The sequence below is a fragment of the Pseudomonas sp. PDM09 genome, from assembly GCF_014852305.1.
GTDB lineage: Bacteria > Pseudomonadota > Gammaproteobacteria > Pseudomonadales > Pseudomonadaceae > Aquipseudomonas.
On the sequence record NZ_JACVBI010000012.1, the window covers coordinates 67,008 to 92,964 of the forward strand.

Sequence of the window (25,957 nt, forward strand, 5' to 3'; positions counted from 1 at the left end):
TGAGGCATTCCCACGCAGAGCGTGGGAACGATCAGTCAGAAATCATTAAATCCAGAAACAAGAACGGGCCTGCATAAGCAGGCCCGTTTTTCAGGTGGAGAGAAAGTGGGAAGGTAAAAAGTAAATCAGGCCTCAGCCGTTTTGTGCAGCCTGTTCGTTCTCGAGAAACTCGTCTTCCAGCAGCGCATCGGCCGTAGGCCTTTCGAACGGCACCACAGCGGCACGTGGTTTGCCCCGCAGTTTGCCGAACAGATGTTCAAGCGCATGTTCGAGTTTTTCAGCCGCACCATCGATCGCCAGTTCCAGGTTAGCGGCTTTATGGGTAACAGAAATCGGTTGATGGCCTTTTGGCCGCGCTTCCAGCTGACAGCGCATATCGTGGGGACCGGGCTTGTCGCCGTTCTCGTCCCGCAGGTGGACCTCGACGCGGGTCAGGTCCTCTTCATAACGTTCGAGCGTGCTCTCAATGGTAGTACGTACCCACTCCTCCAGTCGGATGCTGCTTTGAATATGGTTATCGCTATTGACTTGGATTTGCATAGTTCATCCCTTATTTCAGCTAGCTCGCGAGAGGCCCTTCGGCTGGCCCTTGGGCTTCATCACCGTGACCTCTTGGTTACACAATCGGTGTGTGCGCAGAACATTTCAACCCCTAAAAAAAGATAAATATTCATTCGCAAAAAAAGCCGGACAACGGGTAAAAGCGCTGTTAATGTCGGGAGTTGGGTCGCCCCTGGCTGATGTTCCAGGCTGCTGTCACATCTGCCGCTCCGCCAACGGGTGCAGGCTACGAAATATCCCCGCTTCTTCCACCAGCCAGTCATGCACCGCGCGCACGCCCGGATGGCTCAGCGCGCCCGGCGCATAAAGCAGCACGTAACGCTTGTGATTGGGCACCGCCAGGCCAAACGGCACGATCAACGTCCCGCGCTCCAGTTCATCGTTGAGCAGCGTTCGCCGCGCAATCGCCACGCCCATCCCGGCAATCGCCGCTTCAATAGTCAGGTGATTGCGATTGAAGGTATGCCCGCGCCGCACATCCGCGCCCTCGAAGCCGATGGCGTTGAGGTAGAACTCCCATTCCGCATACTCGTAACTGCCGCGCCAGGCGGTGATGTCGTGCAGCAACGGAAAATGCACCAGGTCTGCCGGGCCGTGCAGTGGCGGCCTTGCGCGCAAAAGGCTCGGGGCGCACACCGGAAAGATCTGCTCATCCAACAAGGTTGTGGATAACAATCCCGGATAACTGCCGTCATTGAGGTCGATGGCCAAATCGAAGTCGCCCTCATGCAATGGCACGCTGCTGTCTTCTGCCACCAGCCGCAATTGAATGTCCGGAAAACGCTGCTGCAAACGCGGCAACCTGGGGGTCAACCACTTGCTCAGGAACGATGGAATCGAGCGCAATCGCAAAATCCCGCTGATCATTCCCGCATCCAGTCGTCGCAATTCCGCATCGATGCTGCCGTAGGCTTCGTTGACGGTGATAGCCAATCGCTGGCCTTCGGCGCTCAACTCCACACCCCGGGCGCGACGATGAAACAGGCGAAAACCTAGCCGCTCTTCCAGTTGGCGAATTTGCTGACTGACCGCACCCGGCGTGATGTGCAGTTCTTCGGCGCAACGGGTGAAGGACAAGTGCCGCGCGGCACACGAAAACACGTGCAGCCAGACGTAGGTCTGGGCGTGCAATTGGCGACTCATTGTTTAGTCCTGCTAAAGGCTGTCTTAGGAAGTTTCGTTGGTCACGTAGGACCGAGGTTGGCAGTATCGCCCACCTTGCGCTTGGCCTACAAAAATGGCGGCGATTTCTCTTCCATTGCTTGTATAGGCTTTAGCATGGCTATCAGTGTTTTCGATCTCTTCAAAGTTGGCATCGGTCCGTCCAGCTCCCATACCGTCGGCCCGATGCGCGCCACCGCAACCTTCGCCCAGGCACTGATTGACCAACATTTACTGGCCGACGTACGGCGGGTAGAAATCCGCCTCTATGGCTCCCTTTCGGCCACTGGCGTCGGTCACGCCACCGACCGTGCCTGCGTCATGGGCCTGATGGGCGAATGGCCAGACAGCATTGATCCGAACTCAATCGACAGCCGAATCCAAACCTTGCGTGAAACCGGCGAACTGAGTCTGGCCGGCAAGTCGACTATTGCCTTCAACTGGCAGCGCGATCTCCTGCTGCTGGACGAGAGCTTGCCCTACCACCCCAACGCGATGTCTCTGACAGCCTTCGGCGAAACCGGTGAGCTGTTCGAGCAGACGTACTACTCAGTGGGTGGTGGTTTCATCATCGAAGCAGCAGAAGCCGAGTCCGGCATTGCGCCGGCCAGCGATGTGGTCCTGCCCTACGATTTTTCCAGTGCCGCCGAGTTGCTCAAGCTCTGCAACCAGCACGGCCTGCGGGTTTCCGAGCTGATGATGGCCAACGAACGGGCCTGGCGTAGCGACGCCGAGATCCGCCAGGGCTTACTGCATATCTGGTCGGTGATGCGCGAGTGCGTCGAGCAAGGTTTGCGTCACGAAGGCATCCTGCCCGGCGGGCTGAATGTTCCGCGCCGCGCCGCGAAATTGCACCGCAGCCTGTTGGAAATCGGCAAACCGAATGTCATCAGTTCCACCCTGTCAGCCATGGAGTGGGTCAACCTGTTCGCCCTCGCCGTGAACGAAGAGAACGCGGCTGGCGGACGCATGGTGACCGCACCTACAAACGGGGCGGCGGGGATCATTCCCGCCGTGCTGCACTACTACATGAAATTCAACCCGGACGCGTCGGACGATGACGTCGTGGCGTTCTTTCTGGGTGCTGCCGCCGTAGGCATTCTCTGCAAGAAAAACGCCTCGATCTCTGGCGCCGAAGTCGGCTGCCAGGGCGAAGTCGGCTCCGCCTGCGCCATGGCTGCCGCCGGCCTGGCCGACATACTCGGAGCGACTCCCGAGCAACTGGAAAACGCCGCCGAAATCGGCCTGGAACATAACCTCGGCCTGACCTGCGACCCCGTTGGCGGTCTGGTGCAGGTGCCGTGCATCGAGCGCAACGCAATCGCTGCCGTGAAGGCGATCAACGCCACGCAAATGGCCCTGCGCGGCGATGGCAAACACTTCATCTCCCTGGACCGGGTGATCCGCACCATGCGCGATACCGGCGCCGATATGCACGACAAATACAAAGAAACTTCACGGGGCGGCCTGGCGGTGAGCTGGGTGGAGTGCTGAGGAGCACTCTCTGACCGTTCGCAATACGTGAGCCCGAGCAAGAATAATAACGAGGCAAAAACGATGACCGATGTACGTACACCTGCTGCCGATAATCCTGCTGTAGACCTGACACGCAATAGCGAAACAACCCACAAAGGCTGGAGCAAACACGACACCACCTGGATGCTTGGCCTCTATGGCACGGCGATTGGCGCCGGCACGTTGTTCCTGCCGATCAACGCCGGTGTTGGTGGTTTCTGGCCGCTGCTGCTCCTGGCGGTACTGGCCTTTCCGATGACCTTCTTCGCCCACCGTGGTCTGACGCGTTTCGTGCTGTCCGGGCGTTCCGGGGACATTACCGAAGTGGTGGAAGAACACTTCGGCGTCGGCGCCGGCAAGCTGATCACGCTACTGTATTTCTTCGCGATCTTCCCGATTCTGCTGGTGTACAGCGTGGCGCTGACCAACACCCTGAGCAGCCTCATGGAGCACCAGTTGCACATGACGCCGCCCCCTCGGGCGATTCTGTCGCTGGGGCTGATTCTCGGCTTGATGGCGATCGTGCGTTGCGGTCAGGGCGTCATCGTCAAATGCATGAGCGTGCTGGTTTACCCGTTCGTCGCGGCGTTGCTGCTGCTCGGCGTCAGCCTGATTCCAAACTGGAACGGCGCGTTCTTCGCCACCGCCAGTGAAGGCATGCCGCTGCCGCTGTTCTTCAAGACCTTATGGCTGGCGATTCCGGTGATGGTGTTCTCGTTCAACCATTCGCCGATCATCTCGGCCTTCGCCGTCGATCAGAAACAGCGTTACGGCGAACAAGCCGAACGCAAAAGCAGCGGCATTCTCGCAATCGCTCACGTGATGATGGTCGTCACAGTGATGTTCTTCTGCTTCAGTTGCGTACTGGCGCTGTCCCCGGCTGATTTGGCCGCTGCGAAGGCGCAGAACATTTCGATCCTGTCGTACCTGGCCAACCACTTCCAGACACCGGTCATCGCTTATGCCGCGCCGTTGATTGCGTTGGTGGCGATCACCAAATCCTTCCTCGGCCATTACATCGGCGCCAACGAAGGCTTTCAGGGCCTGATCGTGAAAAGCCTGCGTGGCCGTGGTCGCGTCATGTCCGCCAGTTGGCTGAACCGCATTACTGCGCTGTTCATGATCCTCAGCTGCTGGGCCGTGGCGACCTTCAACCCGAGCATTCTCGGCATGATCGAAACCCTCGGCGGGCCGATCATCGCGTGCCTGTTATTCCTGATGCCGATGTACGCCATCCGCCGCGTGCCGGCCTTGCGCCAGTACTCGAATCAGGCCTCGAACGTGTTCGTGGTGTTGATCGGTTTGATTGCACTGTCTGCGATCATCTACTCGTTCATGCCCTGAAACGGGCAGGCAAAAAGAAGGCGGGCCAGAGTGCCCGCCACTTTTTTGCCGTGTTCATTGTTCGACAATTTTTCCGGCATGCACCTTGCTATATCCCTTACGCGGCACGGATGAAAGCACATGAACATGGAAGGCCGATGGTCTGGTGTTGCGAACTAATCCCGATCACGGCCGTCAACAACTGCACGTTCAATCAGGCGGTGACGCATTATGGACAATCCTTTTCAGCTCATTACCGATGCCTTTGCACCGGATTATCAAGTCAACCTGAGCATTCAGGGGCTGGACGGCAGCATCATGCTGACCCTCTCCAAAAGTGGTCGCGTGGTGGCCAAACGGATGATCAGCGCCGAACAGCGCAATGATCCCAAGCGCCTCAAACGCCTGGTGCAAAGCATTCAATTCGGCATCGCCATCGAACAAGGCCACAGCGCCGTGGCCATCCTCGAAGCCATGACCGACGGCGACAATCGCAACCCGCCGCCGCCACGGGTCAAATCCCGGCCCCGACCTTCAATGGGGCTTTAAATCTCGCCCTTCTCCACTTCGGGGTGCTCACCGGAACCCGCACCGATCTTGCGTTGCGGGTGTTCGATCTTCACCGAAGGAAATTGCGACGAGGCGTAACGCACCACCAGAATCGAAAACGCCAGCAGCAGAATCCCGCCGCACAGGTAGATGATCCCCAGGTCCGGCGGATTGTGGTGCGAGACGTTGGAGATCAGCAGCCGGGTCAGCGCGGTGATCGCCACATAGATCAGGAAACGCACCGGCATGTGGTTGGTCTTGAAGTAAATCCCGACCATCGCCCCCAGTTCCAGGTAGATGAACAGCAGCAAGATGTCATCGATCTTGATGTGCCCCTGTTCGAGCATTCCGAGGAATTCCATCACCGCCGCCCACGCGGTCACCGCACCGATGGCGAACAGCGCCAGGTAGTGGAAGGTCTCGACGAACAGGTTGCCCAGGGACTCGGCCAGTTGGTGCACGTTCTGCCGCAGGTTCTCGGCCCAGTTGATTTTCACTTGATTGTTCCTTAGCTCGGTTCGAGCGGATGTTGCGGGATGGACGTGACGGTTGTTCTGCATGCAGAAAAAAGGCCAGGGGCTGTGGGTGAGATGATGGCTGCGTGACATGAGACACGTTAGTGGCGTTTGGACGGGCCCCGGCCTATTCGCGAGCAAGCCCGCTCCCACAAGGGACAGCGCATATCCTGTGGGAGCGGGCTTGCTCGCGAATAGGGACAACACGGTCCACCTGACAAACCCTGAATTCGGTCTACATTAAAAAGCCACTACCCAAAGCGCAGGGATTCGCTTATCCTTTTCGCTGTATATAGATACAGTGGTCGAAACAGACAACTAATGTGAAGGCATGTGAGGTGGTGAATGGCCGTCGAAGTGGTATACCGCAGCAGCCGAGATCTGGAGCGCTTGTTCATGGATAAAGCCGAAGCTGACCGTCATGACAAAATGCTCGAACTGGCCGAATTGCTGGCCGAAGTGTTGCAAAAAGCCGTTCCGTCCCTGACTGAACAGCAAGTGGAAGAAGCCGGGATCTACATGGCGAAGAACCGTGATGTATTCGCCAAGGCATTCAAGAGCCAGCCGGACGCACTGTCCGAACTGCTGAATGCACCCGTCGAAGTTAGTGAACCTGTAAAAGCCACTGAACCTGTTGAAGCAGCTGCACCGATTGAAGTAGCGGGCGCTGAGCCGACCAAGCCAGCCAAAGCTGCCAAGACACCCAAGTAAGCAATGCCCGAATTGAATAGGCCCTGAGTCAAATGGCTCAGGGCCTTTTTCATGCCTGCAGGAAACCTAGACCTCGGGTTGTTCCAGGGCCTGGACCAACGCTTTGAAGAACCGCGCCGCCTCGCCGCCGGTGACCACGCGGTGATCGAAGGTCAGGGACAGCGGCAGGATCGGATGCACCACCACCGCGCCCTCGACCGCCACCGGTTCATCGCGGATCGCCCCGGCGGCGAGGATCGCCACTTGCGGCGGCACCACCACCGGGTTGGCGTAGCGGCCGAACAAGGTGCCGAAGTTCGACAGGGTCAGGGTCGCACCCATCATTTCCTGGGGCGGGATCGAGCGCGCCTGCACGTCGGCCCGCAGACGCATCACACCTTCTTTCAAATCCGCCGCCGTGCGCTGACCGACATCGCGCAGCACCGGCACGAACAAGCCGTCCGGCGTATCCACGGCAATGCCCAGATCGAGTCGTTCATGTTGCTTGAGCGCCAGGGTTTTGCCATCGAAGGCGCTGTTGAGCACCGGTTCTACCGCGCAGGCCGCCGCCATCGCCTTGGCCAGACGAATCAGCGGTTCTCGCGCCTGCCCCCAGCGATGCAGATCGGCATCACCGAAAATCGTCACCGGCACCACTTCGGCATGGGACCTGGCCATGTTCAGCGCCATGCTGCGTCGTACACCGCGCAGCTTCTCGCCGCCGAAACGTTCGCGTTCCGTCTGGGCTGCGTTTTCCACGTCGCTGCGGGTGATCTGGCCGTCCTGGCCGGAGCCCGTCAAGCCGCTCAGTTCAACACCGAGTTGCCGAGCCAGTTGACGCACCGCCGGCGTGGCACGGTTCGCCAGGTGCTCACGAGTCGAAGGCGCAGCGCCGATGAAAAATGCATCCTCCTGATTCGTGCCGCCGCCCTCAAGCCGTCCCACCACGGTGCCCGCATCCGCGTCGCCTTCGTAACCGAGCAGAGGTTCGCCAACGTGAAGGATGTCGCCCTCGCCACCAAAGGTTTTTGCCACCACACCGTCGTAGGGCGCGGGAATGTCCACCAGCGCCTTGGCGGTTTCCACCGACACCAGCAGTTGGTCGGCTTTGACGGTATCGCCGACCTTGACGTGCCAACGGACGATTTCCGCTTCCTGCAAGCCTTCGCCCAGATCCGGCAGTTTGAAATATTTCATCGCAACCTCCTCGGCCTCAGGCGTCTGTTCAGGGGTAGTGCTGCATGACGGTGTCGCAGGCATGAAGAATGTCTTCGATGCCGGGCATGTACAGCGATTCCAGTCGATACAGCGGCGGCGGAATGTCTGGCGCGGTGACTCGCTGGATCGGTGCCTGCAACTCCAGAAACACCCGTTCGTAGAGACTGGCGGCGATTTCCGCGCCGACCCCGCAGGAGCGCGGCGCTTCATGCACGATCACGCAACGACCGGTCTTGCGCACTGAGGCTTCCATCGTGTCGAGATCCAGCGGTTTGATACTGGCGACATCGATCACTTCTGCCGAAACACCTTGCTCGGCCAGTTGCGTGGCGGCTTGCAGGGTTTCCATCACGCTGGCGCCCCAACTGATCAAGGTAATGTCGCTGCCTTCACGCAGGGTGAAACAGCTGTCCAGTGGCAAGCGTTTACCGTCATCCAGCAGCGGTTGCGGGTTCATTCGATAGAGTCGGGTCGGTTCGAGAAATATCACTGGATCCGGGTCGTCGATGGCTGCGAGCAACAAGCCATAGGCCCGGGCCGGCGAGGACGGGATCACCACCCGCAGCCCCGGAATGTGCGCGAACAGGGCTTCAGTGCTTTCGCTGTGATGTTCCGGCGCGCGAATCCCTGCGCCCATGGGCGAGCGCATCACCATCGGGCAGGTGATCCGCCCGCGCGTGCGATTGCGCATGCGGCTGGCGTGGGATACCAGGTGCTCCATGGTGGCGTAAATAAACCCCATGAACTGGATTTCCACCACCGGTTTCAGGCCTTGGGCCGCCATGCCCACCACCAGCCCGCCGAGCATGGTTTCGGCCAGCGGCGAGTCGATCACCCGCTTGAAACCGAAGGTGTCGCGCAGGCCCAGCGTGGCGCGGAACACGCCTCCGTTTACCCCGACGTCTTCACCGAGGACGATGACGTTCTCGTCCTCGCTCATGGCCCGATGCAACGCAAGATTCACCGCTTCCAGCAGCGTCACTTTGCCGTTACTCATCGCTCGAACCTCCTGTCCGGCGCGCCACGCGTTCAAGGAAATCGTCACGTTGCTCGGCCAGGGCTTGCGGCCATTGGGCGTAGACATGATCCATCACCGATTCCGGCGCCTGCAGGCCCGCCGCTTCGAAGTTATCCACAGCACGCTGCACCAAACCCTGGCATTCGCTGATTAGCGCCTGTTCGCGGCCTTCGTCCCACACACCCTGCCCGGCCATAAACCGTTGCAGGCGTTTGATCGGTTCTTCGAGCCAGGCCTGCTTGACCTCGTCCGCCGACCGGTAACGCGTAGCATCGTCGGCGGTGGTGTGATCGCCGAGCCGATAGCTCAGGCATTCGAGCAGCACCGGGCCTTTACCGTGACGCGCCCGTTCGAGGGCTGCTTGCACGCGGTCGTAAACGGCGAGCATGTCATTGCCGTCGACTTGCTCCCCGTGGAACCCGGCGCCAATGGCTTTCTGCGCCAACGTCGGAGCGCCGCACTGGATTCGTCGCGGCACCGAGATCGCCCATTGGTTGTTGTTGACCATGAACACCACCGGCAACTGCCAGGCGCCAGCAACGTTGAGGGCCTCGAGGAAATCGCCTTTGCTGGTTCCGCCATCGCCGCACGTAGTGACAGCGACCCGATGCTCGCCGCGGATCTTGAAGGCGCTGGCGACGCCACAAGCATGCAGGGCCTGGGTGGCGATCGGCACGCAGATCGGGAAGTCCTGGGCCACCGCCGGGTCGGCAAAGTCGCTGCCACGCTCGTCGCCGCCCCAATACAGCAGGATTTCTTCCATGCGTACACCGCGCATCAATTGCACAGCGGTGTCGCGGTAATACGGGATCAGCACATCTTCGGCGTGCATCAGGCTACCGACCGCGACACCAATGGCTTCCTGGCCCAAGGTCGGCGCGTAGGTGCCGATGCGCCCGGTGCGTTGCAAGGCGACAGCTTTCTGATCGAAAAGGCGGGTCAGGACCATCTGCCGATACAGACGCGTCAACAGATTGAAATCGTCGGCCCAAACGGGAAGCTCGCCGAGCGGCTGGCCATCGGGGGATAAGAAACGGGTGTACGGCAGCTCAACCTTGTGAAGCATCACAGGGCTCCTGGCACGCGTGAGTCGGCGTGCATTTGTCAGGCCCGGCGCTTGTGGCGCAGGGCTTGGGGAGCAACGACCGGATAGGCTCTCACTCCTTTCAAACTTTTCACCGGTACAACACTTTCTCCGCCAACTCATCCGCCACCCGGGCCGGGGAACGTTTTTCCGCCTGGGCATGGGCAAAGACTTCGGTCAGCCGTGAACTGATTTTCGACAGGTGCGCGGTGATGGTCGTCAGCTCTTCCCCGCGGTGTTTGAGCGACACGTAGATCAGCCCACCGGCATTGATCACGTAATCGGGCGCATACAAAATGCCCCGGCGTTCCAGTTGATCGGCGACTTCAAGATGGATCAGTTGGTTGTTCGCCGAACCGGCGACCGCTGCGCAGCGCAGTTGCGACACACTGTTGGTGTTTAGCACACCGCCCAGGCCGCAAGGCGCGAGTATGTCGCACGGTGTGCTGAGCAGTGCATCGTTGGCGATTGGATGAGCGCCCAACTGCTCCATGGCCAGCTGCACCTTGCCGTGATCGATGTCGCTGACCAGCAGCTCGGCACCGGCGGCGTGTAGCTGTTCGGCCAAGGCATAACCGACATTGCCCAGGCCTTGAATGGCTATGCGCAAGCCTTCGAGATTATCGCTGCCCAAGCGGGCCATGGCGGTGCTGCGAATACCGGCAAATACGCCCATGGCCGCGTGAGGCGCAGGGTCGCCCGCGGCGGTGGTGCTGGTGACAAATTGCGTGTGTTGAGCGATGCAATCCATGTCCGCCACCGAGGTGCCGGCGTCGATGGCGGTGATGTAGCGACCGTCAAGCTGATTGATCCAGCGCCCGAACGCTTCGAATACTGCGGCGCGGTTTTCCACATGGGCCGGGCGAACAATCACCGCTACGCCCCCCCCCTGAGCCAGGCCGGCCAGGGCCGCCTTGTAACTCATGCCTTGGGCAAGGCGCACAGCATCCTCGATCGCGGATTCATCGCTGGGGTAAGCAAGGTAACGACACCCGCCCAGGGCAGGTCCCAGACGGCTGTTGTGGATGGCAATCACCGCCTTCAACCCGGTGACCGGATCGACGCTCAGGTGTAGCGATTCAAGGCGAGTGCTTTGCATGAGAGCGAACATCGTAAGGCTCCCGAATCACTTCTTGTAGTCGCCAGTATAGGCTTGTGCACAAAAATTGCAGAAACGCCCCGGAATAAGCGGCGTCGCTTTACAGGCTTTCGGACATAACCTGCTAGCGCCTGTGCCCGACACTGGACGAAAGCCTGAGACGGGGCTAAAACGAGGCATTCCCCGGAGATTTTGATGACCCCGCGCCAACGTTTTTTCGACTGTCTGCAACGATCACCGCCCGCGCTGTTCGAGGCGGCGCTGTGGATGGCCGTCGAACACGATAAGGAACTGAATCCCGAGACGGTGCTGACGGATTTCAAGGACCTGCAACAGCGGGTCAGCTACGGGTTGCCGATGCTGCCGGTGAGTGAATTGGCCCAACCGTTGTTGCGCCGAATGAATGACCTGGGGTTCGCTCAGGACGACTCCACGCCCTTGCGTCCGCAAGTGGCGTTACTCCATAAAGTGCTGGAGCGTCGGCGGGGCCAACCGCTGGTGCTGGGCCTGATTGCGCTGGAACTGGCCAGAAGGCTGGAGATTCCCATGGTCGGGGTCAACTTCCCCGGGCATTTCCTGCTGCGGGTGCAAGGCGCCGATCATCTGCTCGACCCGTGCGGCGGGCGACGGCTGTATCCCAACGACTGCCGGGAGTTACTGCAACGCCAGTACGGCCCGAACATGCAGCTCGGCGCCGAGCATTTACTGACAGCCGAACCGGTACAGATGCTGCAGCGGCTGTCGCGCAACCTGCGCCAGTTGTACCTCACGAATGATGACTACATCGACGCCCTGATCGACGCCGAGCGCGTGCTTGAATTGGGCAACGCCAGCGCCTCCGACTATCTGGCCCGGGCCAGTCTCTACCAACGGCTGGACTGCCCGAATGCCGAGCGTTTTGACCTGGAGCACGCGCTGCTGCTCTGTGACGACCCGATCCAGCGGATTCGCCTCACCGAACGGCTCGGGCACCTACCGCCTAACTCAGTGGTTCACTGATCTAATGTGAGCCATTAAGGGGTGTCGGGCTGATTTGCCGGATGGGCCAGGAAGAAGGCTGGGTGTGTCGCCGCCAATGCCGCCACTCGACGAATTCGCGGGTAGGCCTCAAGGGAAATATTGAAGCGCTCGGCCGCATACAGCTGCGGGATCAAATAGACGTCCGCCAGCCCCGGTTGATCGCCAAAGCAATAACCGGTGTCACCGATCAACTGCTCCACCGTCGCCAACCCTTGGCTGATCCAGTAACCGATCCATTCCACCACCTGCGGCTCATCGTGTCCCAACTGCCGAAGCTTATTGAGCACGCTGACGTTGTGCAGCGGATGCACATCGCAGCCGATCACCGCCGCCACGCCACGCTCATGGGCACGGGCGACCAGATCTTTGGACAGCAATGGCACCTGTGGATAACGTTCCTCCAGGTACTCGATGATCGCTGGTGACTGGATCAGCAACTCGCCTTCGTCGGTGCGCAAGGCTGGCACCCGGCCTTGGGGGTTGATGCCCAGATACATCGACTGCCGATGTTCGCCCCCCTGCGGCGCGATCAGGTTGACCGGTAGCGCCTGGTAATCCAGCCCCTTGAGCGCCAACGCAATGCGCACCCGGTAGGACGAAGTCGAACGGTAGTAGGTATAGAGTTCCATGACCCAATCCTCTTAGCGTGCTGGCAGCACTTTGCCGCGGCATTCGCCGAAACCGATGGAAGCAAAACCCTCGCGGTTGCAACGGGCACGCAGAATGATTTCGTCGCCGTCCTCAAGGAACTTACGCACCTCGCCCGAGGCCAGTTCGATCGGCTTTTTACCGCCCTCGGTGATTTCCAGCAAGCTGCCGAACTGACCGTTTTCAGGACCGGACAGCGTGCCCGAACCGAACAGATCACCGGCCTGCAACTGGCAGCCGTTGACGCTGTGGTGCGCAACCAGTTGTGCGACGGTCCAGTACATGTGTTGGGTGTTGCTGAGGGCCAGGCGATGGGCTGGCAGATTTTGCTCGCGCATCGATTCGGTCAGCAGCAGCACTTCGAGTTCGATGTCGAAGGCACCGGCGGCCTGATCACGCTTGTCGAACAGGTACGGCAGCGGCTGCGGATCGCCTTCCGGGCGCGCAGGTTGGGCACGGCGGAACGGCTCCAGCGCTTCGGCCGTCACCACCCACGGCGAAATGCTGGTGATGAAACTCTTGGACAGGAACGGACCCAACGGCTGGTATTCCCAGGCCTGGATGTCTCGCGCCGACCAGTCGTTGAGCAGGCAGAAACCGGCGATGTGGTCGGCGGCGTCACCGATGGCGATGGAGTCGCCCATCGCGTTGCCCTGACCGATCCAGATACCCAGTTCCAATTCATAGTCCAGACGTGCGCACGGACCAAACGTCGGCTCGGTCTGGCCGGCCGGCAGGGTCTGGCCTTTCGGCCGACGCACGTCAGTGCCGGACGGGCGAATGGTCGAGGCACGGCCGTGGTAACCAATCGGCACGTACTTGTAGTTCGGCAGCAACGGGTTGTCCGGGCGGAACAGTTTGCCGACATTCTGCGCGTGCTCGATGCCGACGTAGAAGTCGGTGTAGTCGTTGATCTTCGCCGGCAAGTGCATTTCGCAATCCGCCGCCAGCGGCAGCAGTTTGGCGCCTTGGGCTTCGATCTTGCCGTGCAGGGTGCTGCCTTCCTTGAACAACTCGATCAAGCGTTCACGCAAGGCCACGCGTGCCTCGCGACCCAGTTCGAAAAACGCATTCAGCTGACCACCGCGGGTGGCTTCGACAGCTTTCTTCGCAATGCCATCGAACAGCCCGGCATCCAGTGCCGCTTCCAGATCAAAGATGTGGTCGCCGATCGCCACGCCACTGCGCGGCGCGGAGCCCTTCACGCTGAACACGCCCAACGGCAGGTTCTGCAGCGGAAAATCCGCGTGGCCGTTGGCGGAGGCAACCCAGCTACGAGTGATGGAAGTCTGAGTCATGGTTATCTCCGGGTCGGGTCGAAAGTCGCGGGCAGCGTGGCCCAGCAGGCGTCGTAATTGTTTTGCAATTGTGGGCAATCCAGGGCGAATCGGCTCGGGCGCAACACTTGGCTGGTCTCGAACATGAAAGCCATGGTGTTGTCGATTTTAGCCGGCGCCAGTTCCGCGTTGATCGCCTTGGTGCAGGTTTCGCCGTCGGGGCCGTGGGCGCTCATGCAGCTGTGCAACGAAGCACCGCCGGGCACAAAGCCTTCGGCCTTGGCATCGTATTCGCCCTGGATCAGGCCCATGAATTCGTTCATCAGGTTGCGGTGGAACCACGGTGGACGGAATGTCTTCTCGGCGACCATCCAGCGTGGCGGGAAGATCACGAAATCCAGGTTGGCCAGACCGTGCACGCTGGTCGGCGAAGTCAGAACCGTGAAAATCGATGGGTCCGGATGATCGAAACTGACTGTGCCGATGGTGTTGAAGCGGCGCAGGTCATATTTGTACGGCACGTTATTGCCGTGCCAGGCGACCACGTTCAGCGGCGAATGATCGAGCTCGCAACCCCACAACTGGCCGAGGAATTTCTGCACCAGGGTGGTCGGTTGCTTGAGGTTTTCGTAATGGGCCACCGGCGTCAGGAAGTCTCGCGGGTTAGCCAGGCCGTTACTGCCGATCGGCCCCAGGTCCGGCAGGCGCAGAGGGGCGCCATGGTTTTCGGCGATGTAGCCGCGGGCTTGCGGGTCGAGCAGTTCGACGCGGAATTTCAGCCCGCGAGGCAGAACGGCGATTTCCAGCGGTTCCAGCTCCAGCACGCCCAGTTCGGTGGCGATGCGCAGGCGACCCAGTTGCGGCACCAGCAGCAGTTCGCCGTCGGCGTTGAAGAACACGCGTTCCATGGAACGGTTGGCGCGGTAGTTATAAATACTGATCCCGGACGGCTTTTCTGCGCCCGAGTTGGCGGCCATGCTCACCAGCCCGTCGATGAAGTCGGTGGGCTCGGTCGGAATGTCCAACGGATTCCAGCGCAGGCGATTGGGGGTCACTTCACCCAACGGACCACCGGCCAGTTGCCGATCCAGTTTGACGAATGCCGGATGATTGGCCGACGGCTGAATGCGGTACATCCAGGTCCGCCGCGCTTCGCTGCGAGCCATGGTGAATGCAGTGCCGGAGAACAGTTCGGTGTACAGGCCGTAAGGGGCTTTTTGCGGGGAGTTTTGGCCGACGGGCAATGCGCCGGGCAACGCTTCGCTGCTGAATTCGTTGCCAAAGCCTGACTGATAAGCCAGCGTTGGCGCCGTTGAATCGAGGTTCATGGAGCCTCCTGAACGGGAGTTGGCAATGGCCTGTCACTCTGCTGAAGAGATCTTGGCACGCCAGGGTTATTTTTATCGTAATTCGATTACGCATAACGTAATTTGATTGGTATTGACCGTCAAGCTATAAAGACGCCCATTCGTCCCGGGATCACACCGCCTCATGACCAGCGAAAGCAACGGTAAACAGAAAGTCCGCTCGGCCGAAGTCGGTACCGACATCCTCAAGGCACTTGCCGAGCTGTCGCCATCGACCTCGTTGTCGCGCCTGGCTGAACACGTGCAGATGCCGGCGAGCAAGGTTCATCGCTATCTACAGGCGCTGATCGCCAGCGGTTTTGCCGAGCAGAACCCCGCCACCAACCATTACGGCCTGGGCCGTGAGGCGCTTCGGGTCGGTCTGGCTGCTCTGAACAGTATGGACGTACTGAAAGTCGCCGCCCTGCCCTTGGCTGAACTGCGCGACGACCTGAACGAAACCTGTTTTTTGGCGGTGTGGGGCAATCAGGGCGCGACGGTGGTGCATATCGAACCGGCCGTGCGCGCGGTGACAGTGGTCACGCAATTGGGCTCGGTTTTACCGTTGCTCAGCTCCTCGACCGGGCTGGTGTTCAGTGCCTATTTGCCCCACCGTGAAAGCGATGAGTTGCGCGATCTCGAAGTTCGCGCCGTCGACGTTCATCCGTTGGCCGATGAGCAGGCTTACACCACATTGTGCGAGCAGATCCGCGAACGCGGCTTGCACCATGTTCACGGCTTGCTGATGCCCGGCGTGGATGCATTGTCGGCACCGGTGTTCAATGCGGTTGGGCAGGTGGCCGCGGTGATGACCATTGTCGGCCCGGCCTCGTTGTTCCATGCCGATGAAAACGGCCCGGCGGCGCAGCGCTTGCTGGCGGCGACGCGGGCCGTGAGTTGGCGGATGGGGTATCAGCCTGAGTAACGGCTGACCCGGCAGGATCAGTCTGTGATTCGGGTTTTACTGTCCTGAATCAGGTACGTGGACGTCACCGCAGTGACATAGCCAACGCCCACCGGAACGCCGGTCGCGGTCGACACAATTTCGGAGATGTCCTTGATCCGCGACAACAGGCCCACTGCCGAAGTCGACGTGCCGACCCCCGCGACGATGCCCACATACAAGAGGATGGTGCTTCTCCAGGCCGAGGCGAGGTAGGCTTTGCCGGCATCTTCATCGCCCAGGCTGTAGGCAATCACACCCTGAACGATCGAACGCGTGATACGCAGGACGCTGGCCACCAGAGCCACTGGAGGGATAAACAGCGAGATGACATCCACCACCAGTTCTGCGCCGATCATCACGTTACGCCAGAAAATTTCCGCACGCGTGCTTGTCTGATAATCGACGTCATAGATAAGCCGCAACACCATACTGTGGTATTCGAACTTGAAGTGGGTCACAGAGTAACTGTCTCGCAAACTTGGCGTCGGCAAGGCACCTGAAGCGTTGCCGCAGTTGTCGACATAACGTTGCACTACGCCTCTGTCTTCCAACCTGACAAGTCCGACAACATGATTGCCCAGTGCGCCTCCCTTTAAGCCCTGAGTCAACGACTCAATGGGACGAAATGCCAGGCCATCCGGTGCTTTCGGAATGTAGATCAAGTATTCCAACCTACCAGCCACCTTGCGCCCGAACGTATAGGCCCCCTCCAACCGTCGCCCCTCGAGCGCCAGCGTATAAACGCCTTCGCCTGGCGTTACACCCGTCTGCAACGGAAGCGTATTGTGAGTACGATCATGATCCAGATCCTCGATCAGCCCCTTGAGCCAATTGAAGTGCTCACTGGAAAGAGAACCCTGCATTTTTTGTGTCAATGCCGCCCTGAGCATTTCGTTCTGCACGGTCTTGCAGTAAAGCTTTGCTTTCAGATCATAAGAAGGCGTTGCCAGAAAATCCTGCCGTAGATATTGCTCATATTTTTCGCCCGGCAATAAGTTGATCAGCGCAGTGACAGTGGCCTCATTCAAGCGCCCCAGCGACGAGTTATCCATGGAACCGAACCACACCGTTCCATCAGCACGCCAAATCTGCCACTGAATGAACACATTGGTGAGTGTCATATAGTCGTGTCCACGCAACTTGACGCTAACCCGATCCGGGTCGATTTCCGGATGTGGGCCGGATCGACGCAGATAATCGTTCAACGCCTTCATGACCAGTTTTCGTGAGAAGGCGGCAAGCGTTTCGATATGCAGTAGTTCTTTTGATACCTGGTAGATGGCTTTGAAATCTGTGTTCAGCCTTGTGAAAAGTTCGCGATCTTGTGGCGCGGCGTTCCTGTACCAGCCGGGTGTGACCACTTGTTCTTCGGCAGTTTCCCAACCGACAATGTTATGGATGGCGCCCATCAACAGCCCGCCTTCCATCCCCCCCGCCCATTTCACCAAAGCAACGCCGTTCCACCACCACTGCTGGTACACCGTCGCCGGCTCGACTTCAGACAGATATGTCTTCACGAGATCCGCACGATCCGTGCTGAAAGCCTGCCCGATCAGGAAGTCACGATCGCGCTGCTCGAACCCCCACCGGATGAATTGACGTTTGAGTGCCGTCAGATCGGGGAACTCATACCATTGCTGCCCCGTTGGTGCGCCAGGCGCATAGAGCACATGCATCGAAAAATCAGCCATTGCACCTCTGGCACGGTAAACGATCATGTCTTTGAACGGTTGGTAGTAGCTGCGAAAAGCAACGCTGTATGCCTCCACGTCCGGATCGCCAAACAGATAGCGCTGCGCGATGTCCTGTGCTTGGGGGCTGATATGTTTTTGAAGTAGCGCGGCGAAGTTACTCAGTGCAATCTGTTGACTCAATACTTCTCGCAGGGCGTCTCTAACTTGCGGATCGCTAAGGCGATAACTTCGTTCACTGGCGTATCTCAAACGAAGATCAAATTCCCGGATGGCCTTTTCGATATTGGACGCTGACAGTCGTGGGTTGTAGTGATGTTCTTCAAACTGAATCGTGTATTGCCTTGCAACATCATGCACACCATACATGAACAGCTGTGTCAGGGTTTTACGCTGGACATGTTCGATGTTCCTGGCGCCCATACGCACCGAATGCTTTACCGACACCCAAACGGTATCGGGATCAACGCGATTGGCATCGCCCTGGGAAATATGTTCTTCGACGACCCGCCGCACATAGTCCTGAAAGGAGGACAGCCCCCCCATCGCCTCATGTAATTCCACCTGGCTTCTGAGCAACGCCTGTTCCAAAGCGGCAAATGTTTTCTGATGGGTGCTGGAAGAGTCCTTCAGCCATTGGGGCCTGGCGTTCATCGTCATCAATGCGAGCAGACGTGCGGTGCGGCTCTTGGCATAACCGTTCAACTCGTGCAGACGTTGAGTCTGCTCAATGGATTGGACGATGCCTGGCAGATCCGCATCTGGCGTCAGCAAACGGCGAATGCCATAAGCAACGTCACGCCGTTGTTTATCCAACAGGTTGTCGATGACAACCTGGAAAATTTCGCCATGGGTTTTTAAATAACGGATATCAGGAACACTTATGATCTGTTCAGCGTCCTCCAGTGAAATATCTTTGAGCAACTGCGCCCGGCTGTTCGGGTCGCTCAGGCGCTGCTCCAGCGAGCGGTGCATTATTGCCGACGTCTGGAACGTTTCCAGCCCGTTTGCAGGGGTGTAAAGGATGACCCAGTCATCATTGGCAGGTACAAGTTCATCGATGGACCGGCCACTTAAATACATGACAAAACAACAAGCCAGCGTTGCAAATCGTCCGTTTTCCAGCTCCAGAGAAAGACTGTAAGCCGGCGTCTGGGGATTGCCCCTGAGGTAAACTTCGTAGCTCTGTTCTACTTCCGACCTCACCCCTTGCATTTGTACCGTTGCTTTCAACTCTTGCCAGAAAAGCGCCGCATACAAGTCCCGCAGATCACTGCTGCGAGAGACCGATTCACGACCTTGGGCATCCTTGCCCAAGGGTGCCGCCCAGTGTCGATCAAGAACTTGTGTGTATTTTTGCGCCAGCGTACCCAGCACATCACCGATCAGCGCCCCCAGAACAACCACGTCCAGACCGTCGACCCGGTCCAACTCATCCATGGAGTCGCGCAAATCATAGACGCCGTACTGACTCACGTCATAAACAGGAGCGCGCCCACGACTCAGACACTCCATGAACACGTCCAAGAACAGACCGGTCGGCTCCTGATTCACAATGCCTGAACGTCGGGCATTGATGTAAGTCCTGCTGATGTAGACCTCCGGCAACAGTTGCTGAAGTTCCTTTAACAAAACGTCTTGCACGATTGATTTAAACGATGGGGTTTTGTTCAACACTTCTTCCAGCGCGGCAAAACTTTCAACCACCGCCCCAAGATCTTCCTGTATTAACGATATTTCCTGAACACTCATATACACATTCCATTAATGCACCTTAAAAATCAGACAACGAAACATTGCCTGAACCAGTGCAATTAACTTAACGCATACAAAACCAATAATAACACCCACCACTCTTTGCAAAACATTAAATACCCAAGACATCAAAACAGATTCACAACATTATTAAAAAACAATTAACCGAACAAACCCAGCATTCTTGCCCTTGCCACTGCATGCGTCCTGCGTTCAACCCCTAACTTTCCATGAATCCGCCGGACATGTGTTTTAACGGTATGCAATGAGATGAACAACTTATCGGCTATTTGTCGATTCGAATTACCTGAAGCAATCAATTCAAGCACTTCCACTTCCCTCAGGCTCAGTGGACTTTCATTAATACCCTTGTCAGGCAATGGCTCGTTATTATCGATCATGTGCAGTTCCGACAAGAAACCGGGACAACGCCTGTTCAACTGCGCCAACAACGGCTGCAAGTTACAACGGTTCGCCTTCGCTACGCCTTTTTCGAAAAACTGCCGGGCATTCCCCTGTTCGCCCACCATGAAGGCCGCCTCGGCCATTGCCAGCAGAAGCTCGGCTTCCAGGCTGATCATCCCGTTCGCTTGTGTGTCCTCAAGCAGGGTGGCGAGTCGAGCCAAGGGATCCTCCACCCGTTGCAGTTTGACCTCGGCCAGAATCAACAAATACTCAATCCGCGGAATCAACTCCAGTGTCGCCGGAGGGGCCTGCCGGGCCTGTGGCCCCCGATAATGTTTGAGCACCCGGCTCAACGCCTCACGGGCCAGTTCGGGACGCCCCTGTTGCAACCAACACTGACTGCTGACCTGCAACAGAGCACCACGGTAGACCGTGTCCGGAATCTGCCGCTGCTGCATCAATCGCTCGGCGTCGCGCAGACGGACGAAGGCTTGGGCGTAGTCGCCCTGATTGGCCGCCAGTTGTGCCTGCCCGAGAAAACCGTACAGCGCACGTTTGTCATGATTGCGAACGCAGTCCTCCAACCCGGCCTGAAAAAAATCCGCGGCCTGTTCATCCAGCCCCTGACACAAGGCCAGGCGCCCTCGACGCAAGGCAATTCGCCCCAGTAGAGGCACTGCTCGGTCAGATTGCAGGCAAAGCAGTTCATGCATATTGGCGAGCAGACTTTCAGCCCGCACCGCCGCACCCCGTTGCTCCAGCAATTGCGCATGATCGAGTTCCATCAAGCCCTCGAACACCAGCGATCCTTGCGCCCGCGCCAGGCACAGCGCCTCGCGGTTATGGGCTTGCGCCACATCGAGTTCGCCCCTTAGCAGGGCCTGTTGCGTCAGACCGGACAAACACATCAGGCGCGCCGTCCAGCATTCGGGATCGAGGGCGCTCAATGCATCAAGAAAGTGCGCATGCGAAGTCTCCATTCGTCCCTGCAAATGCAGTAGCCAACCCTGCAGGGCCTGCCAGCGTGCAATCAGTTGACGCTGAAGCACCGCCGAGGGTTGAGGCGTGAAATGCGCCAAATGAGCGATGCACAGAGTCGCTTGTTCAAAGCGTCCGGCGAACAACAGCGCAGCGGTAATCAAGCCCACCAACTGCGGACTCCCCAGCGTCAGTTCTTCGCCTTGCTGCTCATGCAAACGCAGCAACAGCACGACCATTTGCTCTTCGAACAAGTGCTCGAAACTGAAGTGCTGCAACAGGCTGACCGCCACCTCGTATTCTTCGGCGAGCAAGGCCTGTTCGAAGGCTGATTTCCAGTCCTGTTCAGCACAGAACCACTGGCATGCACGCCGATGCCAGGAGCGTCCCGCCGGCCATTGCTCATCGCGCAACAACTGCGTGAACGGGGTGAAAATCTGCAGCCAGTCGCTGGAGTCCCCCCAAGGTTCGATAAAACAGCCCAGCGCTTGCAAGGTCCGCAAATATTGAGCGCCCTCCCCGGCCCCGAACAGGTGATCGCACAGCCGGGCATTGAAGCGGGGCAAGTGGGCCAGCACGCGCCAGGCCTCGCTCAACTCAGGCGTCAGCGAGCTGAACAACTCATGCTCCAGGTAATCGAGCAAGGTGGCCGCCCGTCCCAGGGAGTTGTCCTGACGTGACCAGTCGCACTTCTGCAGCAATGCAATCCGTACACCGGCACACCAGCCGCCGGTGCGCTGGATAATCCGACTCGCCACCTTGTCGGCTTGCTCGGGTACCCAGGGCTGCAAAATCTGCTCGACTTCACCTTGCGTGAAAGCCAGCGAAGCGTTCTCGCACTCGTACAACTCATCATCGAGCAGCAATCTTGGCCAGTTGCATTGCGGCCGGCGGCGGGCACCCAGCCACCAAGTCAGCATCGGGCTGCTGATCGCCAACATGCGATCCAGTAACTGATCCAGCTCCGGGTTCGGCAGACGGCAGTAGTCATCGAGAAACAGCCAAGTCGGCGTCTGCAGTCGCGCCAGATCGCCCAGCAACCCGGTTTCATCCGATGAGGCCAGCCCCAGTGTCTCTGCCAGACGCTGACGAAAATCCGCCGCGCTCCACGCCACGCCAGACAATGGCAACCAATGCACCCGGCATTGGGTTGGCGCCTGCAACAGGCATTCGGCGAGCAACGCGCTCTTGCCACTGCCGGCGGGTGCGCAGAGTAATTTCACCCGGGCCGTCGAAGCCAATAACGGCTCGCTTAAACGAGCCCGCGACAGGTGATGAGAGGACAGGCGGGGCAGGAATCCAGAACGGTCCAGACACGGAGTCATGGCGGTCATTGCGGCGTGCCTTTTTATAATTGTCCGGCCACCCTAGCCCTCTATAACCCGCTTGTTGAGAAGTATTCAGGACGCTGATTGGCGCCCATAAAAAAGGCGACCCGCAGGTCGCCTCTGGTGATGCCAATGTATCAAAACCCTTACCGAACGCCCTCGGCGCGCAGGGCCGACGGAGTGTAGTCCGCTGACTTGGCGTCGAAGCCGAATTCGAAGCTGTGCTTCTCTTCGTTCTTCATGCCCAAGGCAATGTATCGGCCGGCAATGATGTCGTAGAGCGCCTCCAAGGTGTAGGCCGGCGTCTGGTGATCGTAGTAATACTGGGCGTGACCTTCGGCCACTCGCCACAGTTGACCGCGACCGTCGTAGTGATCCGCCAGCGCCACTTGCCAGCTGTCTTCGTCGAGGTACATATGGCGTTTGGCGTAGATGTGCCGTTCGCTCGGCTTGACCGTGCCGACCACTTCCCAGACCCGGTGCAACTCGTAACGGGTCAGGTCCTGATTGATGTGCCCGGCCTTGACCACGTCATCGTACTTGAGGCTCGGCGAGTCGAGTTTGTAGCTGTTGTAGGGAATGTACATTTCCTTTTTGCCGATCAGTTTCCAGTCGTAGCGATCCGGCGCACCGGAGAACATGTCGAAGTTATCCGACGTGCGCAAACCATCGGCGGCGGTGCCCGGCCCGTCGTAGGCCACTTGCGGCGCGCGTCGTACCCGACGTTGACCGGCGTTGTAGATCCACGCCAGACGCGGCTCTTTCACTTGGTCGAGGGTTTCATGCACCAGCAACACGTTACCCGCCAACCGCGCCGGCGCGGTCACCGACTGTTTGAAGAAGGTCAGTACGTTGGCGCCTTTTTCCGGGTCCAGGTCCTTCATCAGTTGCGGTACGGCGATCTCTTCCTCGAAGCGGATCGGCGTGTAGCTGCCATTGGTCTGCGGGGTCACCTGAGTGATGATGCGGCGCAGGTTGCCGCCGTGATAACGGGTGATGTGGTTCCACAGCACCTCGACGCCGTTCTTCGGAATCGGGAATGCGTAATAGCGATTGCCGGTGAAATTGGCCAGGCCGTTACCGTCGTTGATGCTGTTCACATTCAGCGCGCTGCGCTTGGCCGACTCGTAGATTTCCGCCGGCAGGCCCACGGTGCGATGGGTCGCGTAGACCGGGATCTTGTAGGTTTCCGGGTAGCGCTTGAACATCGCCACCTGCCCATCCGAAAGCTTGTCCTTATACTTATCAACAGTCGCGGCGGTGATGGTGAACAGCGGTTTTTCACTGGCGAACGGGTCAGCCAGGAAGCCTTTGCTGTCGACAGCTCCGGCGTTTTTCGGGATGCCACCGGTCCACGCCGGAATCGAGCCGTCGGCGTTGCCGGCCTTCTCGGCGCCCAGCGGCGTGAGTGTGTTGCCGAGCTTGTTGGCTTCTTCCGGCGAGACCGCCGCCATCACGTTGGCGGCCAGCAGGCTCAGGGCCAGGGCGCCGCATTGCAGAATCATCTTGCGCATTAACATCATCCTTCTCAGCCAGATCAGAAGTTCACACCGAAGCTCAGCGCCAGGAAGTCACGGTCTTCCAGGACGTTGTAGTCACCGCCGAAGAAGTCGGTGTAACTGAGGCTCGCGGTATAGGTGTTGCGGTAATCGGCATCGACACCGACGCTGACGGCCTTGGCGCCTTCGTTGAACAGCCCGTTGGGACCGTAACCGGCGACGTCATGGGACCAGGAAAGGTTGGGTTTGAGGTTGATCCCGCCGATCACGTTGGCGTAATCAAGGATCGCCCGGGCGCGGTAGCCCCAGGAAGTTGAGGTGACGAAGCCGTCGGTATCGCCTCCGAAACCGTACTGGCCGTAAACCGAATCGCGGCCATAACGCAGCTTGCTTCGCGACTCCAGACCACCAACCCGTACCACCGCGGCTTCACCGACCAGGGTTAGCCGTTGGGCGCCCAATACCTGGTCGAAAAAGTGCGTCAGGGTGCTTTGGACCTGGGTCACTTCCTTGCGGCGGTAACCCGTGTTGTCGGCACCTGGCCGGGTCGCGACAGGCGATGCGGCGCCGCCGGCGATCGGGTTAAGCAACGCCAGGGTCAAGTCGTTGGTATTGACCTGCACCGGAGCGTTGGGCCGATAGCTGATTTCGCCGGTCCAGGCAGTCCCGGTGGGCAAAGTGGTGGAGAAGCTTGCGCCGTACAGACGAATGTCTTCCGGGTATTCAAGGTAATACTGGCCGCGCCCGAGCATCACGCTTTGCGCCAGGCCCGAGCCGCTGCCCGGGGCCAGACGGTTGGCGGTAGTGACCATGCCCGGCAGGCTGGCCAGTGTCGACAGCCCGGCGGTGGTGGTGCCGACGGTCGGTGTGCGACTGTGGTAGTTCATGAAGTAGAGGCCGTATTCGGTGTCGTCACCGAGCCAGCGCAAGGCGGTGCCCCACTGCCCTGAATCCCGGGCATCGCGGTCGCCGCCACGGGGCACGATGACGCCCTCACGGGTGACCTGGATAGGCTGGCCAAAGGCTGACGCCAGCGGCGCCAACGGAGCAATCGCCGGGCTGCCGACGGTATAACCGTTGTTGCAGCCGTCCGCCGCCACGTCGACGCCGAAGAAAGTGCCGCAGTTGTCGAGAACGGTCTGATCCCACTCCAGTTGGTAGAAACCTTCCACGGTGAGCTGATCGGTCAGGCCTTGGGAAGCGAACAGCATGTTCACCGGAATCAGGCCTTCCTTGATCTCCGCACCTGGACGACGGAATGCGGAAACGTCGATCGGGTTGATGCTGTTGATCGAGTTGCCGATGAAGGTACTTTCACCCCAGCTGACCACCTGCTTGCCGGCGCGCACGGTGCCTGGCAGATCGGCAATGGAATAGTTGTGATAGACGAATGCATCGAGGATCTGTGCGCCCGAAGACTTGGCGCCTTCTTTGCGACCGCTGTCGCTGATCTGTTTGAACTCGCGGTCTTCGTCCTTCAGCTCGAAGTCGTACCAGTACTTGCCACGGACGAACACGCCTGTGTCGCCGTACTTCAATTCGAGGTCGTGGATACCTTTGAAGATCTTGGAGAAGGTCTCGCCTTTCTTGAAGTTCAGGCGCCCGTCATCACCGGTCGAAGACTGGCCGGTACCGCCGTTGACGGTGCCCACCAGTGACTTGTCGGCATCGCGCATGCCCCAGCTCGCGCCGACCGACAACGAGGAATCGAACTGCCCCTCGATTTCGCCGATGTTGAATGAAACAGCCTGCGCCTGGGCACAGCAGCCCAAGGCCACCGCAGCGGCCAGCGCTTGCGGTTTGAAGATGGCGCGCATTGTTGTTTTTGTCATGCGTCTTCCCCGGTGAGTGACAGAAGGCCCCACCCTACTGCCGCACGCCGGGAGCGATAAGCGCACCAAGGAGGTATTCGCGTTGTCCCTCCAAAGGATGAATGCCCGCATGGGACGGGGGTTTGCGCGAGGTATGGATGGGCTGGATGGAGGGTTATCAGTGCAGCGCATGGGACAGGGTGAAGCCGGGGTGCGTAGCAGGCGCTCGCTTGTAGCAGCTGCCGAGCTCGCGAGGCTGCGTTCGGCTGCGTAAACCCTGAATCCAAAGTGTGCCTGACAGAACGCAGTGCCTGATTTTGCGACTGCTTCGCAGCCGAACGCAGCCTTCGGCAGCTGCTACAAGTGTCAGCCTGCGACTGTTGCTCAGCCTGCAACAGTGCATGTCTGGAATCGCTATTTTTCCTTTGCGCTCAAGCCCTTATTCTTGCCGGGCTTTCACGGCAAACGGCCTGAAAGCACGAAGCGACGGGGATGATTGACCCACCCCGTTGGCGACAGA

The 25,957-nt window shown here is 59.1% G+C and carries 19 protein-coding genes and 1 pseudogene; 6 read left to right on the plus strand and 14 right to left on the minus strand.

The annotated features are described in order from the left end of the window. Positions 1-132: 132 nt before the first annotated feature. Together IB250_RS25225 and IB250_RS25230 are read right to left on the minus strand one after the other, a co-directional pair. Entirely contained in the window at positions 133-540 is a 408-nt protein-coding gene (locus tag IB250_RS25225; RefSeq protein ID WP_008070486.1) for an HPF/RaiA family ribosome-associated protein, read from the minus strand. A 216-nt stretch (positions 541-756) separates the two neighbouring features. Next, entirely contained in the window at positions 757-1,704 is a 948-nt protein-coding gene (locus tag IB250_RS25230; protein ID WP_008070487.1) for a LysR substrate-binding domain-containing protein, read from the minus strand. Between the two features lie 135 nt (positions 1,705-1,839). Between IB250_RS25230 and IB250_RS25235 the strand changes: the two genes are divergently transcribed. The 3 genes from IB250_RS25235 (at position 1,840) to IB250_RS25245 (ending at position 5,109) form a co-directional block, all read left to right on the plus strand. Continuing rightward, positions 1,840-3,216 (plus strand): L-serine ammonia-lyase, encoded by a 1,377-nt coding sequence (locus IB250_RS25235; protein WP_192346146.1) that lies wholly within the window; start codon positions 1,840-1,842, stop codon positions 3,214-3,216. Positions 3,217-3,279: 63 nt separating this feature from the next. Further along, on the plus strand, positions 3,280-4,581 hold the full coding sequence (locus IB250_RS25240; RefSeq protein WP_192346148.1) for a serine/threonine transporter: 1,302 nt from the start codon (positions 3,280-3,282) through the stop codon (positions 4,579-4,581). A 210-nt stretch (positions 4,582-4,791) separates the two neighbouring features. Further along, positions 4,792-5,109: a DUF3509 domain-containing protein gene (locus tag IB250_RS25245; protein ID WP_192346149.1), complete on the plus strand. Its 318-nt coding sequence runs from the start codon at positions 4,792-4,794 to the stop codon at positions 5,107-5,109. On the opposite strand, the gene IB250_RS25250 is transcribed toward IB250_RS25245, so the two are convergent. Then, on the minus strand, positions 5,106-5,606 hold the full coding sequence (locus IB250_RS25250; RefSeq protein ID WP_008014507.1) for a phosphate-starvation-inducible protein PsiE: 501 nt from the start codon (positions 5,604-5,606) through the stop codon (positions 5,106-5,108). The genes IB250_RS25245 and IB250_RS25250 overlap by 4 nt on opposite strands. 363 nt (positions 5,607-5,969) lie before the next feature. On the opposite strand from IB250_RS25250, the pseudogene IB250_RS25255 reads away from it, so the two are divergent. Next, positions 5,970-6,209 (plus strand): annotated as a pseudogene (locus IB250_RS25255) (YebG family protein); the annotation flags it as partial. Positions 6,210-6,401: 192 nt separating this feature from the next. Here the strand turns inward: IB250_RS25255 and IB250_RS25260 are convergent. The 4 genes from IB250_RS25260 to IB250_RS25275 form a co-directional block, all read right to left on the minus strand. Continuing rightward, positions 6,402-7,511: a dihydrolipoamide acetyltransferase family protein gene (locus IB250_RS25260; protein WP_192346153.1), complete on the minus strand. Its 1,110-nt coding sequence runs from the start codon at positions 7,509-7,511 to the stop codon at positions 6,402-6,404. Positions 7,512-7,539: 28 nt separating this feature from the next. Beyond that, on the minus strand, positions 7,540-8,529 hold the full coding sequence (locus tag IB250_RS25265) for an alpha-ketoacid dehydrogenase subunit beta (protein WP_123496700.1): 990 nt from the start codon (positions 8,527-8,529) through the stop codon (positions 7,540-7,542). Then, a complete protein-coding gene (gene pdhA / locus IB250_RS25270; protein ID WP_192346155.1) occupies positions 8,522-9,616 on the minus strand; it encodes a pyruvate dehydrogenase (acetyl-transferring) E1 component subunit alpha in 1,095 nt (364 codons plus the stop codon). Before pdhA ends, IB250_RS25265 begins: the two co-directional genes overlap by 8 nt. Positions 9,617-9,725: 109 nt before the next feature. Beyond that, on the minus strand, positions 9,726-10,745 hold the full coding sequence (locus tag IB250_RS25275; RefSeq protein ID WP_192346157.1) for a Glu/Leu/Phe/Val dehydrogenase family protein: 1,020 nt from the start codon (positions 10,743-10,745) through the stop codon (positions 9,726-9,728). A 183-nt stretch (positions 10,746-10,928) separates the two neighbouring features. On the opposite strand from IB250_RS25275, the gene IB250_RS25280 reads away from it, so the two are divergent. Continuing rightward, positions 10,929-11,732: a SirB1 family protein gene (locus IB250_RS25280; RefSeq protein WP_192346159.1), complete on the plus strand. Its 804-nt coding sequence runs from the start codon at positions 10,929-10,931 to the stop codon at positions 11,730-11,732. A 14-nt stretch (positions 11,733-11,746) separates the two neighbouring features. Here IB250_RS25280 and maiA read toward each other — a convergent pair whose 3' ends face one another. From maiA to hmgA, 3 genes are read right to left on the minus strand one after another with little or no spacing between them, the layout of a single operon-like run. After that, positions 11,747-12,382, minus strand: a complete 636-nt coding sequence (gene maiA / locus IB250_RS25285; protein WP_192346161.1) for a maleylacetoacetate isomerase — start codon at positions 12,380-12,382, stop codon at positions 11,747-11,749. 12 nt (positions 12,383-12,394) lie between these two features. Next, positions 12,395-13,699, minus strand: a complete 1,305-nt coding sequence (gene fahA, locus IB250_RS25290; protein ID WP_192346163.1) for a fumarylacetoacetase — start codon at positions 13,697-13,699, stop codon at positions 12,395-12,397. A 2-nt stretch (positions 13,700-13,701) separates the two neighbouring features. Continuing rightward, entirely contained in the window at positions 13,702-15,006 is a 1,305-nt protein-coding gene (gene hmgA, locus IB250_RS25295) for a homogentisate 1,2-dioxygenase (RefSeq protein ID WP_192346165.1), read from the minus strand. A gap of 163 nt (positions 15,007-15,169) precedes the next feature. Between hmgA and IB250_RS25300 the strand changes: the two genes are divergently transcribed. Next, on the plus strand, positions 15,170-15,949 hold the full coding sequence (locus IB250_RS25300) for an IclR family transcriptional regulator (RefSeq protein WP_192346167.1): 780 nt from the start codon (positions 15,170-15,172) through the stop codon (positions 15,947-15,949). A 17-nt stretch (positions 15,950-15,966) separates the two neighbouring features. Here the strand turns inward: IB250_RS25300 and IB250_RS25305 are convergent, their stop codons facing one another. The 4 genes from IB250_RS25305 to IB250_RS25320 form a co-directional block, all read right to left on the minus strand. Then, a complete protein-coding gene (locus IB250_RS25305) occupies positions 15,967-19,413 on the minus strand; it encodes a dermonecrotic toxin domain-containing protein (protein ID WP_192346169.1) in 3,447 nt (1,148 codons plus the stop codon). A 164-nt stretch (positions 19,414-19,577) separates the two neighbouring features. Continuing rightward, a complete protein-coding gene (locus IB250_RS25310; RefSeq protein WP_192346171.1) occupies positions 19,578-22,133 on the minus strand; it encodes a LuxR C-terminal-related transcriptional regulator in 2,556 nt (851 codons plus the stop codon). Between the two features lie 140 nt (positions 22,134-22,273). Continuing rightward, positions 22,274-23,641: a DUF1329 domain-containing protein gene (locus IB250_RS25315; protein WP_192346173.1), complete on the minus strand. Its 1,368-nt coding sequence runs from the start codon at positions 23,639-23,641 to the stop codon at positions 22,274-22,276. 23 nt (positions 23,642-23,664) lie between these two features. After that, the gene (locus IB250_RS25320) at positions 23,665-25,458 is read right to left on the minus strand and encodes a DUF1302 domain-containing protein (RefSeq protein ID WP_192346175.1); all 1,794 of its coding nucleotides are present in this window, start codon (positions 25,456-25,458) and stop codon (positions 23,665-23,667) included. Between the last annotated feature and the right edge of the window lie 499 nt (positions 25,459-25,957).